The sequence below is a fragment of the Actinoallomurus rhizosphaericola genome (assembly GCF_024055675.1).
In the GTDB taxonomy this organism is placed as follows: Bacteria; Actinomycetota; Actinomycetes; order Streptosporangiales; family Streptosporangiaceae; genus Actinoallomurus; species Actinoallomurus soli.
In genome coordinates, this window is sequence record NZ_JAMXMW010000014.1 from 167,741 (window position 1) to 182,490 (window position 14,750).

Sequence of the window (14,750 nt, forward strand, 5' to 3'; positions counted from 1 at the left end):
TCACTGTGTCGGGCCGAGGTGGGGGCGTTGCGCGGCCTTGGCGGCCTCGTACTCGGCACGGGCCTTGCGGGTGCTGTCGAGCGCGGAGACCTCGGCCACCGGAACGTCCCACCAGGCGTCCGAGGACGGCGCGGGCGCCAGCGGGTCGGTCTCGACGTGGACGACGGTCGTGACCTTCGCCTCCCGCGCGCGTTCGAGCGCGGCGCGGAACTCCGCGACGGTCGTCGCGCGCAGCACGTGAGCGCCGAGGCTCGCGGCGTTCGCCGCGAGGTCGACGGGGAGGAGGTCGCCGTCGAGCAGGCCGGTCGCGGGGTTCCGGTAGCGGTAGCTGGTGCCGAACCGCTGGGACCCCAGCGACTCCGACAGCCCGCCGATCGAGGCGAAGCCGTGGTTCTGGACGAGCACGATCGTGAGCTTGATCCCCTCGGCGACCGCCGTCACGATCTCCTGGGCCATCATGAGGTAGGACCCGTCCCCGACGAGGACGTAGACCTCCCGGTCGGGGGCGGCCATCTTGATCCCCAGCCCGCCGGCGATCTCATAGCCCATGCAGGAGTAGCCGTACTCGACGTGGTACTGCCGCGGGTCCCGGGCCCGCCAGAGCTTGTGCAGGTCGCCGGGCATGCTGCCGGCGGCGTTCACGACGACGTCGCGCGGGCCGGCGACCTCGTTGACGACGCCGAGGATCTCGGTCTGCGCGGGCAGCGGCCCGTGCCCGAGGTGGTAGGCCCGGTCGACGACCCGCCCCCAGTCCTCGGCGAGCCGCCGCACACGGCCGGCGTACGCCTCGTCGACGCGGTGACCCGCCAGGGCCTCGGTGAGCGCCCGCAGCCCCGCCCGCGCGTCGGCGACCAGGGGGACGGCGGAGTGCTTCGCGGCGTCGAACGACGCGACGTTCAGGTTGACGAAGCGCACGTCGGGGTGGGCGAAGACGGTACGGGACGCGGTGGTGAAGTCGCTGTAGCGGGTGCCGACGCCGAGGACCACGTCGGCCTCGCGGGCGAGGGCGTTCGCGGCGGCCGTGCCGGTGGCGCCGACGCCGCCGACCGCGCAGGGGTGGTCCCACGGCAGCGAGCCCTTGCCCGCGTGGGTCTCGGCGACCGGGACGCCGGTCGCGTCGGCGAAGGCGAGCAGGTCGTCGGCGGCGTCGGAGTAGGTCACGCCGCCGCCCGCGACGACCAGCGGCCGCTCCGCCCCGCGCAGCAGCGCGACCGCCCGCGCCAGCTGCGCGGGCTCGGGAACCGGCCGGGGCACGTGCCACACCCGCCGCGCGAACAGCTCCTCCGGCCAGTCGTACGCCTCGGCCTGCACGTCCTGCGGCAGCGCGAGGGTGACCGCGCCGGTCTCGGCCGGGTCGGTGAGCACGCGCATCGCGGCGAGCAGCGCGGACGGGAGCTGCTCGGGGCGATCGATCCGGTCCCAGTACCGCGACACCGGCCGGAACGCGTCGTTGACCGACACGTCGGCGGACCCGGGGTCCTCCAGCTGCTGCAGCACCGGGTCGGCGACCCGGGTGGCGAAGACGTCACCGGGCAGCAGCAGCACCGGGATCCGGTTGATGGTGGCGAGCGCCGCGCCGGTCACCATGTTGGTCGCACCGGGCCCGATCGAGGACGTGCACGCGAACGTGGCGAGCCGGTCGCGCAGGCGGGCGTAGCCGACGGCGGCGTGCACCATCGCCTGCTCGTTGCGCGCCATGTGGTACGGCAGGTCCGCCTCGCCCGTACGGTGCACCTCCAGAAGTGCCTGCCCGAGGCCCGCGACGTTGCCGTGCCCGAAGATCCCGAAGCAGCCCGCGAAGAACCGCTGCTCCCGCCCGTCCCGCTCCGACCACTGGGCCGCCAGGAACCGGACGACCGCCTGTCCGACGGTGAGCCTCATGTCGCCTCCTCGGTGGTCGAGGTGAGGGGAAGCCGGGGGTCGATCTCCTGGCCCTCCCACGTGCCGCGCACCCAGGCATGGGCGGGGTCGTCACAGATCCGCCACGCGCGCTCCGGCGAGGGCCCGGCCATCACGTTCAGGTAGTACAGGTCGTAACCGGGCACCGCCATCGACGGGCCGTGCCAGCCGTGCGGGATCAGCACCGTGTCGCCGGTCCGCACCTCTTCCAGCACGTCGATCGGCCGGTCGGCGGTCCCGTACACCCGCTGGTACGCCATCGCATCGGGCCGAGTCTCCCCCGACCAACCCGCCCCGGCCGACTGCGTCTCACCCGACCAACCCACCCCGGCCGACTGCGTCTCACCCGACCAACCCACCCCGGCCGACCTCCCGGCGGCGGCACGCACCTCGAAGTAGTAGATCTCCTCCAGCACGCTCTCGCCGGGGCGGTCCTCGTCGTGCTTGTGCGGCGGGTAGGACGACCAGTTGCCGCCGGGCGTGAGCACCTCGCACGCGATCAGCCGGTCGGCCTCGAACGCCTCCGGCGTGCAGAAGTTGTTCACCTGCCGCGACGCCTGCCCCGCCCCGCGCAGTTCGACCGGAACGTCCTCGGCCGGGCCGTACCGCGCGGTGAGGCGGTTCTCGCACCGTGCGGCGGGCAGCGCGAACCGGCCGCGCCCGGTCACCGTCACCGTGGCGTCGCGGGGCGCGTAGGCGAAGTCGGTGACCCGGGTGAAGACGCTCCGCCGCCCGCGCAGCTCGAACGTCTCGCCGTCGCAGGAGACGCGGCAGGACCCGGACAGCGGCAGCACGAGCGTCTCGTACGGACCGGTCTCGAAGGTGTGCGCGCCGTCGAGTTCCAGGACGCGCAGCGCGGAGTAGGTCCAGCCGGCGGCCTCCGGGGTGACCTCCAAGGCGTACGGCCCGGAGCCCGTACCGCCCGCGGGCAGGTAGTGCTTCATCGGAGAACCTCCACCGCGGCGTCGACGGCGCCGGCGACGTCGTCGCCGGCCGGATACAGCAGGCTGCGGCCGGCGACCAGGCCCTTCACGGTCGGCAGCCGCAGGGCGCGCTCCCAGCGGGCCAGCGCGGCGCCGGGGTCGTCGGGCACCTCACCGCCGAGCAGCAGCGCGGGCAGCGTCGAGGCGGCCAGCACGCGCTCCATGTCCTCGACGACCGGGACCTTGAGCCAGGTGTACGCGGAGGTCGTCCCGAGCCCCGAGGCGATCGCGATCGCCCGGGTCATGGCCTCGGGCGTCAGGACGTTGCGCACCCGGCCGTCGACCCGGCGGGAGACGAACGGCTCGACCAGCGCCATCAGGCCGCCGCCGGCCAGCTCCGAGACGGCTCGCGCGCAGGACTCCAGCGTGCGGGCGGTCGCGGGATCGGTCTCATCGATGCGCAGCAGCATCTTGCCGCCGTCGAGGCGCCGGGCGGCGATGGCGCGCGCGTCGTACGCGGTGAACCGGTCGTCGATCTCGAACGCCGACCCGGCCAGGCCGCCGCGGTTCATCGAGCCGAGCACGATCTTCTCGTCGAGCGCGCCGAGCAGCAGCAGGTCCTCGATGACGTCGGGGGCGGCGAGCACGCCGTCGACGCCGGGCCGGCTGAGCGCGAGGCAGAGGCGTTCGAGCAGGTCCGGTCGGTCCGCCATGGCCAGCGGCCGGTCGCCCGCCCCGAGGGACCCGCGCGCCGGGTGGTCGGCGGCCACGATCATCAGGCGGCCGTTCGGGCCGAGGAGCGTCCCGCGCCGTACGCGCCGCGCCGCCGCCTCGGCGACCGCCAGGGGCCGCGAGGCCCGGATCTCGGTCAGTGCCGCGACCCGTTCGGCGAACGCCTCAGTGATCACTCGCCGCCTCCCCGCGCCGCCGCCACGAGCTCCTCGACCTCGGCGGTGGCCGGCATCGCGGGCGAGCAGGCGAGGCGGGAGGCGACGATCGCGCCCGCGGCGTTCGCGAACCGCACGGTCCGCTCGACGTCCCAGCCGGCGAGCAGGCCGTGGCACAGCGCCCCGCCGAACGCGTCCCCGGCGCCGAGGCCGTTGACGACCTCGACCTCCACCGGTGGCACCTCGACCGCGTCCACGCCCCCGGACGCGGAACGGGTCGCCGCCAGCACGCCCTTCGGCCCGCGCTTGACGATCGCCAGGCGCACGCCGCGGGCCAGCAGCGCCTCGGCCGCCGCGTACGGCTCCCGCTCGCCCACGGCGACCGCGCACTCCTCGACGTTGCCGACCGCGACGGTGACGTGCTCCAGGGCCTCGCGGATCCGGCCGCCCGCCTCCTCCGGCGACGGCCAGAACATCGGCCGGTAGTCCAGGTCGAGCACGGTGTCCCGCCGCCGGGACCGGGCCGCCAGCGCGGCGAGGGTCGCCGTACGGCTCGGCTCGTCGCACAGGCCCGTGACGGTGGCCCAGAACATCCGGGCCGCGCGGATCGACGGCAGGTCCAGCTCGTCGGCCTCGATCTGCAGGTCCGGGGCCTTGGGATACCGGTAGAAGTACAGCGGGAAGTCGTCCGGCGGGAAGATCTCACAGAAGGCCAGCGGGGTGGGCAGCCCGGGAACGGCCGTGACGAACCGGTCGTCCACGCCGTACTCCCGCAGCGCCGTGTGGACGTATCGGCCGAACGGGTCGGCGCCGGTCCGGGTGATCACCGCGGTCCGGTGACCGTGCCGCGCCGCCGCGACCGCCACGTTGGTGGGGCTGCCGCCGAGGTACTTGCCGAACGTCTCGACGTCCTCCAGCCGGACGCCGACCTGCAGGGGGTAGACGTCGACGCTGACCCGCCCCATCGTGATCAGGTCGTACGGACTCACGGAACGGACCACCTCCGGCACGCCGGCGTGTCGCCGGTTCACGGTTCGTTCACCGGCGCTCCCAGCCTCCGCAGGGGATGACCGCATGTCAAGAGTTTGTCCTGACATGAGGACGTATTACCGTGGAGGCAGCGACCGCTCGACGATGCCGCCGGCGAGCGGGCTTCGGAGCGGATGCCCGGAGGTGCGGCATGGGCAGAGCGGCCGTGCACCGCCCGGTGGTGCGGGTGGACCGCGCCAGCCCCGTCCCGCTGTACTACCAGGTGGCGCGGCAGCTCGAGGAGGCCGTCCACGACGGGCGGCTGCCGCCCGGGAGCCGCCTGGAGAACGAACTCCAGCTCGCCGACCGCTACGGCCTGTCCCGGCCGACGATCCGGCGGGCGATCCAGCACCTCGTCGACAAGGGCCTGCTGGTGCGCAAGCGCGGCGTCGGCACCCAGGTCGTCCAGGCGCAGGTGCGCCGTTCGATCGAGCTGACCAGCCTGTACGACGACCTGCTCGCCGCCGGCCGCAGCCCCGCCACCCGTGTACTGGAGCTCGACACACTGCCCGCCGACGAGGCGGTGGCCCGCGAGCTCGACGTGGCGCCCGGCACGGAGGTGGTACGGCTGCGGCGGCTCCGGCTGACCGGCGAAGAGCCGCTGGCCCTGCTCACCAACTACCTCCCGGCCGGCCTCGTCGCCCTGACCGGCGACGACCTGGCGGCGCGCGGCCTGTACGAGGTGCTGCGCACGGCAGGGGTGAACCTGCGCATCGCCCACCAGACGATCGGGGCCCGGGGCGCCACCGCCGCCGAGGCCCGGCTGCTCGACGAGCGCCGTGGCGTCCCGCTGCTGACCATGACCCGGCTCGCGTACGACGACAAGGGCCGCCCGGTGGAGTACGGCAGCCACGTCTACCGCGCCGGCCGCTACTTCTTCACCCTCACCCTCGTCGAGCGCTGAACCCTCGGGCCTGGTCGGGCCGGCCCGACCGAACCGCCTCGATCAGACCCGCCTGGCCGGCCGTCTCCTCCGTGTCGACCGAGGACGCGCCGGGTTGACAGCTCTAAGACGACCGGTCATATTTAGCCCTGTCGAGAACCGGGCGGAAGGAGAGATCATGAAGATCGAAGGTTCGGTGGCGGTGGTGACCGGCGGAAACCGGGGGTTCGGGCGGCATCTGGCCACCCGGCTCGTCGAGCGCGGGGCCAAGGTGTACGCCGCCGCCCGGCGGCCCGAGACGGTGGACGTCCCCGGCGCCGTGCCGCTGCGGCTGGACATCACCGATCCGGCGTCGGTGCGGGAGGCGGCCGCCGTGGCGACGGACGCGACCCTGCTGATCAACAACGCCGGCATCTTCACGGCCACGTCCCTGATCGACGGGGACGTCGAGGACATCCGCCGCGAGATGGAGACGCACTACTTCGGCACGCTGGGCGTGACCCGGGCGTTCGCACCGATCATCGAGGCCAACGGCGGCGGCGCGATCCTGAACGTCCTGTCCGTGCTCTCCTGGTGGCACGCCCCGGCCGTCGGCGCCTACGCCGCGGCCAAGGCCGCCGGCTGGGCGATGACCAACGCGCTGCGCCAGGAGCTGGCCCCCAAGGGGATCCACGTCGCCGGCCTGCACGTCGGGTACATGGACACCGACATGGCCTCGGGGGTCACCGCCCCCAAGTCCGACCCGGCCGTGATCGCCGAGATCGCGCTGGACGGGCTCGCCGCGGACACCGCGGAGATCCTCGCCGACGAGGTGAGCCGGAAGGTCAAGCGGAACCTGTCCGCGCCCGTCGTGGCCTGAGCCGGTCTCGAGGGCGCCCCGCCGCCGTCGGCGGGGACGACGCCGGAGGCCGTCCGCGCCGGTTGACCCGCCGGGCGCTCCGCCGCGATCATGCCGACCTCGGAAGATCGCCGAGATGCGCTGGAGGAGCCATGGCAGTGCGGGTGTGCTCGCTGAAGTTCGACGCCGACCGTGACGGCGGCCCGCAGTCCGTCCCGGCCGGCGACTCGTACCACGTCGTCCGCTTCCCGTACGGGGCGGCCGAGTCGTACGACGCGGACAACATGCACGCCCAGACGCGGAACGGCGCCGACCACCCCTTCCCCTCCGACCCGGAGAGCGGGCTGATCTGGCCGGCGCACGAGGCGTGGGGCCGGCTGTACGCGATGGTCCAGTGGGAGTCCGCGTCGGGCGACGCGGCGACGGAGCTCCGCGACCAGTTCGTCCGCGACCCCTTCGGGGTGGCGGACACGACCTGCACGGAGCACCGCCCGCCCTCGCCCGGGATGCAGTGCTTCGCCAAGGCCTGGGCCATCTTCGTGTCCCCGGACGTGCCGCTCGCCCTCCGGATCGCCCACAACGCCGACCGGCCGCTGGACCTCGTGATCGCCGAGTTCAAGCTGGAGTACGACGCCTGACGGGACCGCCACCGGCCGGCTGACCCGGTCCGTCTGATGGGGGCTCACGGGTGGCCGCGTCCTCGGTGCCGCCGGCCCACGTGACGGCGGCACCGAGGACGCGGACGACATCAGCGGGCCAGCTCGTACGGCCCGATGTCGACGCCCCGGCCGGCGGGGCGTTCGACTCCGTCGAAATCGTCGGACGGGGCGCCCGTGGTGCTTCCGGCGTCGACGCACGGGCTGCCCGCGGTCAGGTGGTAGTCACCCGTGCCGTCCGCCGTGTACCGCACGAGCCGGGGGTCGGCGTCGAGCGTTCCCGAGGTGTTCGGCGGCGTGAACTCCTCGCTGTTGTCCAGCCCGTACCTGCCCTTGCGGTTGTCGAAGAGGAGGTTGTTCCGGTACTCGTTGTGCGGGCCGTTCGCGTCACTGCGCACGTTGATGCCGTACATCGCGTTGTCGCGCACGATGTTGTTCGTGATCACGAAGTGGTCCGCCGTCGAGTCGCCGCCCGTGATGTAGATCCCGTGGTTCGCGTTGGCGAACGACAGGTTGTTCGCGATCGTGGCGCCCTTCGCGTTGTGGTTGAAGCGGATGCCGCTGCCCGACGTCTGCGACACGATGTTGTTCTGGATGACGTCCGCGCCGCCCGACGGGTAGATGCCGTGGACGTACTCGCAGGCGGTCGGATAGGGGCCGATGTGGTCGACACGGTTGCCGAGGAAGGCGTTGTCGGAGGCCGACGCGTCGTCGCCGATCGCCTGCCCGCCCGGGCTGCCGTCGCAGTCCTTCGACCCGAGGTGTGTCAGCACGTCGTGGACGTGATTTCCCTGGACGACGTTGTGATGTCCCCAGAGAAGGATGCCGCTCCACGCGCCTCCCGCGCCGCTGATGTCGAACCCGGTGATGCGCACGTAGTCCCCCTTGCTCTCGAAGGGGAACTTCGCGGTCTTCGGAGCGATGACCGCCTTGCCCGGGTGCTCGGCCTCGAACGTCAGGTATCCGCCCGCGTGGCCGCTCTTCGTGGTGCTGACGGACTCGGCGTACGTGCCGTCGGCGACGTGCACGGTGGCACCGGCGCTCCCCACCGTGATCGTCTCCGCGGCGTGCTGGATCGTGGCCCACGGGTGGGCGCTCGTCCCGTCTCCCTTCGCGTCGTCGCCGCCGGGAGCGACGTAGTACTGGTTCCCGGTGGCCTCGGGCACCCCGGGAGCGGCGGAGGACGACTCCGAGGCGGGCGGCGGAGTCCCGGTCGGCGGTGACGCCGGGGGCGAATCGTCGCCGGAGGAAGAGTCGTGGCCGGATGACGAGTCCGTCCCGGGGGACGAATTCGTGCCGGAGGGCGAATCCGTACCGGAAGACGAGTCCGTCCCGGGGGACGAATTCGTGCCGGAGGGCGAATCCGTGCCGGGGGACGAGTCCGTGCCGGGCGTCGTGCCGGATGCGGGCTCGGTGGCGGGGATCGGCGATGCGGGCTTCGACGGTGGGTCGGTCTTCGGCCGCGTCACCGGGGCCGAGCCCGTCATCGCCGCCTGGAACGCCCTGCCCTGGGCGGTGACCTGGTCGGCGCCGGTGACCAGGCCGAACCCCTCGTGGTCGGTGGCGGTGTAAATCATCGCTCCGGACGGGGCGGGGCGGAGGGCGCGCAGCCGTTCGATCGCCTTGGTCGTCCACGACGCGAGGTAGCCGGCGTTCGCCTCCGTGTAGACGGAGCCCTTGTCGTCGGAGTCGGCGTTCCACTCGGAGATGAAGTACGGCAGTTGCCTGCCGATCTCGCCCTGGACGGTCATCTCGACGTCGGTGACGTGCGTCTGCCAGTTGGCCAGATGGCTCTCGCAGGTCTGCTTCCAGGCGGAGCCGCCGGTGGTGCCGCAGACGTATTCGTGCCAGGACAGGAAGTCCGGCTCGGGCGTCGCGCCGGCGACGAAGGCGCCGAGGTACTTGACGTAGTCGTGGTCGACCCGCCAGGAGGCCGGCCCGACGTAGCGGTACTTCGCCTTCGGATAACGGCTCTTCAGCGCGGGCACCACCGTGTTCCAGGCCACCGTGTAGTCGGCGGCGGGTACGTCGATGCCCGGCAGATCGGGCTCGCTGCCGAACTCCAGGTAGGCGGTGCCGTCCCCGAAGACCTGGTGGATCAGGTCGAGCAGGTGCAGGTCGGTCCGCTTCAGGTCGTCGACGGTCCGGCCGTGGCCGGGGCCGCGGATGATCAGCATCGGTGTCGCGCCGATGTCCCGTACGGCGCGCATGGCCGACAGCCACTGGTCGTCGCCGAGCGGGGTGCCGTCCTTGAAGCTGTCGCGCAGCGGCACCCGTACGATCGGCACGCCCCAGGAGCGGAACAGTTCACGCGTCTCCGGCCGGGTGACGAACGCGTCGCCGGGATCGTAGAACGACATGTTCACGCCGAAGAGCGGATCGGCGGTCGGCGGCGTCGTGGTGCCGCGGGCGCTGGACATCACCGCCGAGGCGACGGCGACCAGGAGCGCGAGAACGAGCGTGAGGCGGGCGCCGAGCCGGCGCGACGCGCCAGGAGACGGTCCGTACATGAGGGTGGTCCTCCACATCGGAGATCTGCCGCCGGGCCCTGGGGATCTCGTCTCCGGGAGGGGGACCCCGCTCCGCCCGGGGGTCGGACACCCTCAGGGTCGACCGGCGGGGACGGCCGGAACAGAGTTCCGCGTTGATCTTTCGTTCGCGACTTTGATGGTTTGTTCGGCGCGCTGTCTCCGCAGGTCGGCGGCGTGTCGCCGCGATCAGGCCGCGCCCCGTGCCGCGCGCGTCTCCTGCTGCCCGGCGTCGCGCGGCGGTCGCCGGCGAAGCCTTCCGGGATCGGCCATGACAGGCCGTTGACCCGCCTCGTCAGCGATCAATACCGTGGGTCCGCCGCCTCACCCGCCGGGAGGCGACCCGGACGCTGTGATCGGAGTACGGATGGGCAGGCGAGAGGCGCCGGTTCCGGACGGGCCGCTCAAGGAGTTCGCCGTCGCGCTTCGCGAACTGCGGACGAACGCGCCCGGAGCACCCACCTACCGGGAGCTCGCCCGCAGAGCGCACTACTCGGCGTCCGTCCTGTCGGTCGCCGCCGCTGGACGCCGGCTCCCGACGCTGAACGTCACCCTCGCGTTCGTCACGGCCTGCGGCGGCGACGCCGACGCGTGGCGGGAGCGCTGGCGCGCGTTGCACGCCGCGCTCCAGGCCGAGCACCCGGAGCTCATCACCGCGGACGACGCCGCGCCCCAGGCCGAGCCGCCGGAGGTCGCGGACGACGCCGCGCGGGATCCCGGCGGACCCGACACGGTGCCGTGGCAGGACCCGTCCGCTGCGGACGACGTGTCGCCGGCGATCGCGCCGCTCACCCGCACGGACCCCGCGAGCGCCGGGCCGTTCCGGCTGCTCGGGCGCCTGGGCGGGGGCGCGATGGGCCAGGTGTACCTGGGCACGTCGAAGACCGGGCGGCCCGTCGCGGTCAAGGTCGTCCGGAGCCATCTGGCGGAGAGCCCGCACTTCCGGCAGCGGTTCGCGGCGGAGGTGGCCGCCGTCCGCCGCGTGCGCAGCCCCTACACCCCGGAGGTCGTCGACGCCGCGCCCGACGCCGAGCAGCCGTGGATGGCCACGACCTACATCCCCGGGCCGTCCCTGGGCGAGGTGATCGACGAAGAGGGCCCGCTGCCGCCGGACACGGTGTTCCGGCTGGCCGGCGGGATCGCCGAGGCCCTCGCGAGCATCCACGCGGCCGGCGTGCTGCACCGCGACCTGAAGCCGGTCAACGTGCTGCTCGACGCCACCGGTCCCAAGGTCATCGACTTCGGCGTCGCCCACGCGGAGGACGGCACGCGGCTGACCGAGACCGGGGTACGCGTCGGGACGGTCCCCTTCATGGCCCCCGAACAGGCCGACGGCCGACCGGTCACCGCGGCCGCCGACGTCTTCTCCCTGGGGTCCGTCCTCGCCTACGCCGCCACCGGCGTCGCGCCCTTCGGCGACGGGACGACCGGCGAAGTGCTCTACCGCATCATCCACACGGACCCGGATCCGGCCGCCCTCGACTGCGGCGACGCCCGGCTGCGCGCGCTCATCACCGCCTGCCTGGACAAGGACCCCGAACGCCGACCGACCCCGGCTCAGATCATCGACGCCTGCGGCGACCACGCGCCGACCACGGACTGGCTGCCCGCCGCCGCCCGGACCCGGGTCGGGCGGAGCGTCGAGGAGTTCCTCGCCCTGCTCGGCACGGCGGCCGCCCGCCGCACGCGCCGCGGGCGCAGAGCGGCCGTCGCCGTGCTGATCACGGCGGTCGCCGCCGCCGCGGTCCTGACCACGGTGCTGCTGTATCCCTCCGGCTCCGACGACCGCGCCCACGCCAACGCCCGTACGAGCGTGACCCCATCGACCCCCGCGACACCGTCCGCGTACGTCGCGGTCTACCAGAACCGGCGCCTGGACCTGCCGAACTACAACTACTACTTCGACCTTCAGACCGGCACGGTGGCCGCGGGAGACGGCCCCTTCTCGATGAGCACGAACAGCGGCGGCGACGGGCACGGCGCCTTCGAGCTCCCCGACGGCGCCGACGCGTACGTCTCCCCCAGCGGCTCATTGACGCCCGACCAGTGCGCCGCGCGGATCGCCCACGCTCCCGCCTCCATCGTGCGCTTCCGGCAGGCTCCGCCCGGGAGCGTGTTCTGCCTCCGCGCCCGGAAGACCGGCGAGACCGCCGTGATCAAGGTCATCGACACCGACGACGGCAATTACGCCGCGAAGATCGCCGTCGACTACTACCGGCACCGGTGAACACAGGCGCGTCCCCTCGACGTCGGCGACTCCCCCGTACCGCCGGCCGACCCCACCGCTCCGGCGACCGGCAGGCGGCTCAGCGGCGTACGCGGTAGCGCAGGTGGGTCGCCCGGCTGCCCTGGATCACCACCGGGTCGTCGAAGCGGTGCGGCGCGCCGGTGAGGCCGGCGAAGTAGGGGATGCCCGCGCCGAGCAGGACCGGCACGAGGCTGACGACGACCTCGTCCACCAGTCCCAGGTCGAGGGCCTGCCGCGCGATGTCCGCGCTCGCGATGCTGACGTCCTTCTCCCCCGCGATCTCCTTGGCGCGGGCGATGCCCTCCGCGACGCCGCCGGCGAACGTCGTACGCGGCCACTTCGCCGTGTCGGCGGGCGGGTTGTGGGTCACGACGACGACCGGCGCGCCGATCGGATGATCGTCGCCCCACCCGTCGGTCAGATCGAACAGCCGGCGGCCGCACACCAGCGCACCGGCGCCCGCGAGGACGCCGCGCAGCAGCACCGCGCTGTCGGCGTCGACCTGGAACGCGATGTGCTCGTTCGCGCTGGGCACGGTGACGTCACCGGCGCCGTACCAGCCGAACAGCTCGCCGATCCCGTCCTCCGGATCGGCGATGTATCCGTCCAGCGACATCGTCATGTGCGAGTAAACGGCCATCTGGGCCTCCCTGGTGCTGCTCTCCGAACGAACGAACGGTCCTATAACGGCCCGGAAGACCGGGACTCATCGGTGAATCGGTGACGATTCTCATAGATACAAGCTTGCATCTATGCCGGTACGCTTCTCCGCATGCCCGATCCCGCGAAGCGTCCGTCCGCCGCTCACACCGCGTACACGGTGACCAAGGAGCTCATCCTGTCCGGAGAGCTTCCCGGCGGGAGCCTCATCAGCGAGGGGGAGATCGCCGAGCGGGTATGCGTGAGCAGGACCCCGGTACGGGAGGCGTTCCTGCGCCTGGAGTCGGAGGAACTGCTGGCGCTTCATCCCAAGCGCGGCGCGGTGGTGGTACCGGTGTCCCCGGGAGAGGCGGCGGACGTGCTGGAGCTGCGCCTGGCGCTGGAGCGATCCGCGGCGGAGCGCATCGCGCGGACCGGCCTGCCGGACGAACACCACGAGAGGATGCGGGCCCTGCTGGCGCGCCAGCGCGCTCTCGCCGCGGTCGCGGACGTCGCCGGCTTCGCCGACGCGGACGAGGCGTTCCACCGGTGCATCGTCGAGGCGTCGGGGAACCGGCTGGCCGTCCGGTTCTACGCCACGCTCGGTGACCGTCAGCGGCGGATGAGCATCTCCGCGCTGCGCCTGCGGCCGGAGCGGCTGTCTCTGCTCGCCGACGAGCATGAGGCCCTGCTGGACCTCCTCCGTCTCGGCGACGACGCCGGCTTCGCCTCGGCCCTGCTCGGTCATCTCACCGCGACGCACGGCTCGCCGCACCCGGCCGTCCGCGACGGCGGCTGAAGCCACTCCGGCCCACTCTTGACGGCCGCGCCCTCACCGGCGGCGTCGACCGTGCCCAACACCCAGTACGCGAAGGTCTGTCCCTCTTCATGCTTGGAACCCGGAAAGCCGCCCACCCCCCTGCCGCCGCATCCCGGCCGGACGCCTGGCGGATCGTCGCCGCGGCGATGTTCGCCTGCGGCTGGGGCGGCAACCAGTTCACCCCGCTTCTGCTCATGTATCGCCGGCTCGGCGGCTATTCCACGCTCAGCGTCGACGCCTTCCTCGGCGCGTACGTCGTCGGGCTCGTCCCGGGATTGCTGCTGGCCGGACCGGTCTCGGACCGGCGCGGGCGGCGTCCCGTGCTCGTGGCCGGCACCGTCGCCTCGGCCGTCGCGAGCCTGGTGCTCTGCTTCGGCGGCCAGAGCCCCTGGCCCCTCTACGCGGGCCGGCTGACCACCGGTATCGCGGTCGGCATCGCCATGGCGGTGGGCAGCAGCTGGGTGAAGGAGCTCTCATCCGACGCGGGCGGCGGACTGGCCGCGCGCCGGGCATCCCTGTGCCAGACGGCGGGATTCGGGCTCGGCGCGGGTGTCGCGGGCGCGCTCGCCCAGTGGGGACCGTGGCCCATGGTGACCCCCTACGCCGTCCATGTCCTGCTCACGCTGGCGATCCCCGTGCTGCTCCTGCGGGTGCCGGAGACCCGGCCGCCGCTTCCGTACGAGGGCGGTCCGGTCCGGGGGCTCCTCACGGGGCTCGTGGCCGACCTGCGCGTCCCCATGCCGGCCCGCCGGCGGTTCCGGCTGGTGGTGCTGCCGATGGCGCCGTGGGTGTTCGGCGCGGCCGGACTGGCGTACGCGGTCATGCCGCAACTGGTCGGCTCCCGTGCGGGGCACTGGGGACTCGCCTACGCGACCGGGCTCACCGTGCTGACCCTGGGCATGGGCGCGGCCGTGCAGCCCGTGGCCAAGAGACTGGAGCGGGGAGCGGGAGCCCGCGCGGGGCGGGCTCCCGTGGCGGCGATGGCCGTGATGCTCCTCGGCGCGGCGCTGTGCGCGGCGAACGCGGTGCTGTTGTCGCCCTGGCTCGCGGCCGCCACCGCGGTGATCCTGGGAGCCGGCTACGGCATCGCGGTGGTCTCCGGGCTGCTGGAGATCCAGCGCATGGCCGGCCCCGACGACCTGGCGGGCCTGACGGGCGTCTACTACACGCTCGCGTACGCGGGCTTCCTGCTGCCCACCGTCCTCGCCACCCTGTCGGCCTGGCTGTCGTACCCGGTCATGCTGACCGCGGTCGCCGCCGCGGCCCTGCTCTGCCTCGCCCTCGTCGCGACCGGCGCCCGCGTCACGGCGGCGATGACGGCCACCGAGGAGGAGCGGTCACAGCGGCGGCCGGCGCCCGCGCCGTGGGAGCACCGCCGGGCCGGGCGCGGGTGACACCGG

12 protein-coding genes are annotated in these 14,750 nt (G+C 73.3%); 6 read left to right on the top strand and 6 right to left on the bottom strand.

Features of this window, described 5'->3' with window-relative positions:
* Genes iolD through iolC form a run of 4 tightly spaced genes read right to left on the bottom strand, consistent with a single transcriptional unit; the run spans nt 1 to nt 4,698 of the window.
* Nucleotides 1–1,881, bottom strand: coding sequence for a 3D-(3,5/4)-trihydroxycyclohexane-1,2-dione acylhydrolase (decyclizing) (iolD, locus tag NE234_RS28575; RefSeq protein WP_252783772.1), 1,881 nt, complete (start codon nt 1,879–1,881; stop codon nt 1–3).
* Nucleotides 1,878–2,843, bottom strand: a complete 966-nt coding sequence (locus NE234_RS28580; protein ID WP_252783773.1) for a 5-deoxy-glucuronate isomerase — start codon at nt 2,841–2,843, stop codon at nt 1,878–1,880. The genes iolD and NE234_RS28580 overlap by 4 nt, the downstream gene beginning before the upstream one ends.
* Nucleotides 2,840–3,730 (bottom strand): Cgl0159 family (beta/alpha)8-fold protein, encoded by an 891-nt coding sequence (locus tag NE234_RS28585; protein ID WP_252783774.1) that lies wholly within the window; start codon nt 3,728–3,730, stop codon nt 2,840–2,842. The genes NE234_RS28580 and NE234_RS28585 overlap by 4 nt, the downstream gene beginning before the upstream one ends.
* The gene (gene iolC, locus NE234_RS28590) at nt 3,727–4,698 is read right to left on the bottom strand and encodes a 5-dehydro-2-deoxygluconokinase (RefSeq protein ID WP_308206940.1); all 972 of its coding nucleotides are present in this window, start codon (nt 4,696–4,698) and stop codon (nt 3,727–3,729) included. Before iolC ends, NE234_RS28585 begins: the two co-directional genes overlap by 4 nt.
* 191 nt (nt 4,699–4,889) lie before the next feature.
* Here iolC and NE234_RS28595 point away from each other — a divergent pair, with 191 nt between their 5' ends.
* The 3 genes from NE234_RS28595 to NE234_RS28605 all read left to right on the top strand — a co-directional run bounded on the left by NE234_RS28595 (nt 4,890) and on the right by NE234_RS28605 (nt 7,097).
* Complete coding sequence (locus tag NE234_RS28595) at nt 4,890–5,642, top strand: GntR family transcriptional regulator (RefSeq protein WP_252783775.1); 753 nt, start codon at nt 4,890–4,892, stop codon at nt 5,640–5,642.
* Between the two features lie 157 nt (nt 5,643–5,799).
* Entirely contained in the window at nt 5,800–6,480 is a 681-nt protein-coding gene (locus NE234_RS28600) for an SDR family oxidoreductase (RefSeq protein ID WP_252783776.1), read from the top strand.
* Between the two features lie 131 nt (nt 6,481–6,611).
* Nucleotides 6,612–7,097, top strand: coding sequence for a hypothetical protein (locus NE234_RS28605; protein WP_252783777.1), 486 nt, complete (start codon nt 6,612–6,614; stop codon nt 7,095–7,097).
* A 110-nt stretch (nt 7,098–7,207) separates the two neighbouring features.
* Here the strand turns inward: NE234_RS28605 and NE234_RS45100 are convergent, their stop codons facing one another.
* A complete protein-coding gene (locus tag NE234_RS45100; protein ID WP_305886726.1) occupies nt 7,208–9,625 on the bottom strand; it encodes a choice-of-anchor Q domain-containing protein in 2,418 nt (805 codons plus the stop codon).
* 385 nt (nt 9,626–10,010) lie between these two features.
* Between NE234_RS45100 and NE234_RS28620 the strand changes: the two genes are divergently transcribed.
* Nucleotides 10,011–11,870, top strand: coding sequence for a serine/threonine-protein kinase (locus tag NE234_RS28620; protein WP_252783778.1), 1,860 nt, complete (start codon nt 10,011–10,013; stop codon nt 11,868–11,870).
* Nucleotides 11,871–11,949: 79 nt separating this feature from the next.
* Here NE234_RS28620 and NE234_RS28625 read toward each other — a convergent pair whose 3' ends face one another.
* A complete protein-coding gene (locus NE234_RS28625) occupies nt 11,950–12,531 on the bottom strand; it encodes a dihydrofolate reductase family protein (protein WP_252783779.1) in 582 nt (193 codons plus the stop codon).
* Between the two features lie 132 nt (nt 12,532–12,663).
* Between NE234_RS28625 and NE234_RS28630 the strand changes: the two genes are divergently transcribed.
* On the top strand, nt 12,664–13,329 hold the full coding sequence (locus tag NE234_RS28630; protein ID WP_252783780.1) for a GntR family transcriptional regulator: 666 nt from the start codon (nt 12,664–12,666) through the stop codon (nt 13,327–13,329).
* A gap of 89 nt (nt 13,330–13,418) precedes the next feature.
* Nucleotides 13,419–14,744 (top strand): MFS transporter, encoded by a 1,326-nt coding sequence (locus NE234_RS28635; protein WP_252783781.1) that lies wholly within the window; start codon nt 13,419–13,421, stop codon nt 14,742–14,744.
* The last annotated feature ends 6 nt before the right edge of the window (nt 14,745–14,750 follow it).

What these genes read in the sequence shown, in the direction of transcription:
- NE234_RS28625 (WP_252783779.1), bottom strand. Translation starts at nt 12,531, where the DNA reads ATGGCCGTTTACTCGCACATGACGATGTCGCTGGACGGATACATCGCC.
- NE234_RS28580 (WP_252783773.1), bottom strand. Translation starts at nt 2,843, where the DNA reads ATGAAGCACTACCTGCCCGCGGGCGGTACGGGCTCCGGGCCGTACGCC.
- NE234_RS28630 (WP_252783780.1), top strand. Translation starts at nt 12,664, where the DNA reads ATGCCCGATCCCGCGAAGCGTCCGTCCGCCGCTCACACCGCGTACACG.
- NE234_RS28605 (WP_252783777.1), top strand. Translation starts at nt 6,612, where the DNA reads ATGGCAGTGCGGGTGTGCTCGCTGAAGTTCGACGCCGACCGTGACGGC.
- NE234_RS45100 (WP_305886726.1), bottom strand. Translation starts at nt 9,625, where the DNA reads ATGTACGGACCGTCTCCTGGCGCGTCGCGCCGGCTCGGCGCCCGCCTC.
- NE234_RS28635 (WP_252783781.1), top strand. Translation starts at nt 13,419, where the DNA reads ATGCTTGGAACCCGGAAAGCCGCCCACCCCCCTGCCGCCGCATCCCGG.
- NE234_RS28600 (WP_252783776.1), top strand. Translation starts at nt 5,800, where the DNA reads ATGAAGATCGAAGGTTCGGTGGCGGTGGTGACCGGCGGAAACCGGGGG.
- iolD (WP_252783772.1), bottom strand. Translation starts at nt 1,881, where the DNA reads ATGAGGCTCACCGTCGGACAGGCGGTCGTCCGGTTCCTGGCGGCCCAG.
- NE234_RS28595 (WP_252783775.1), top strand. Translation starts at nt 4,890, where the DNA reads ATGGGCAGAGCGGCCGTGCACCGCCCGGTGGTGCGGGTGGACCGCGCC.
- NE234_RS28620 (WP_252783778.1), top strand. Translation starts at nt 10,011, where the DNA reads ATGGGCAGGCGAGAGGCGCCGGTTCCGGACGGGCCGCTCAAGGAGTTC.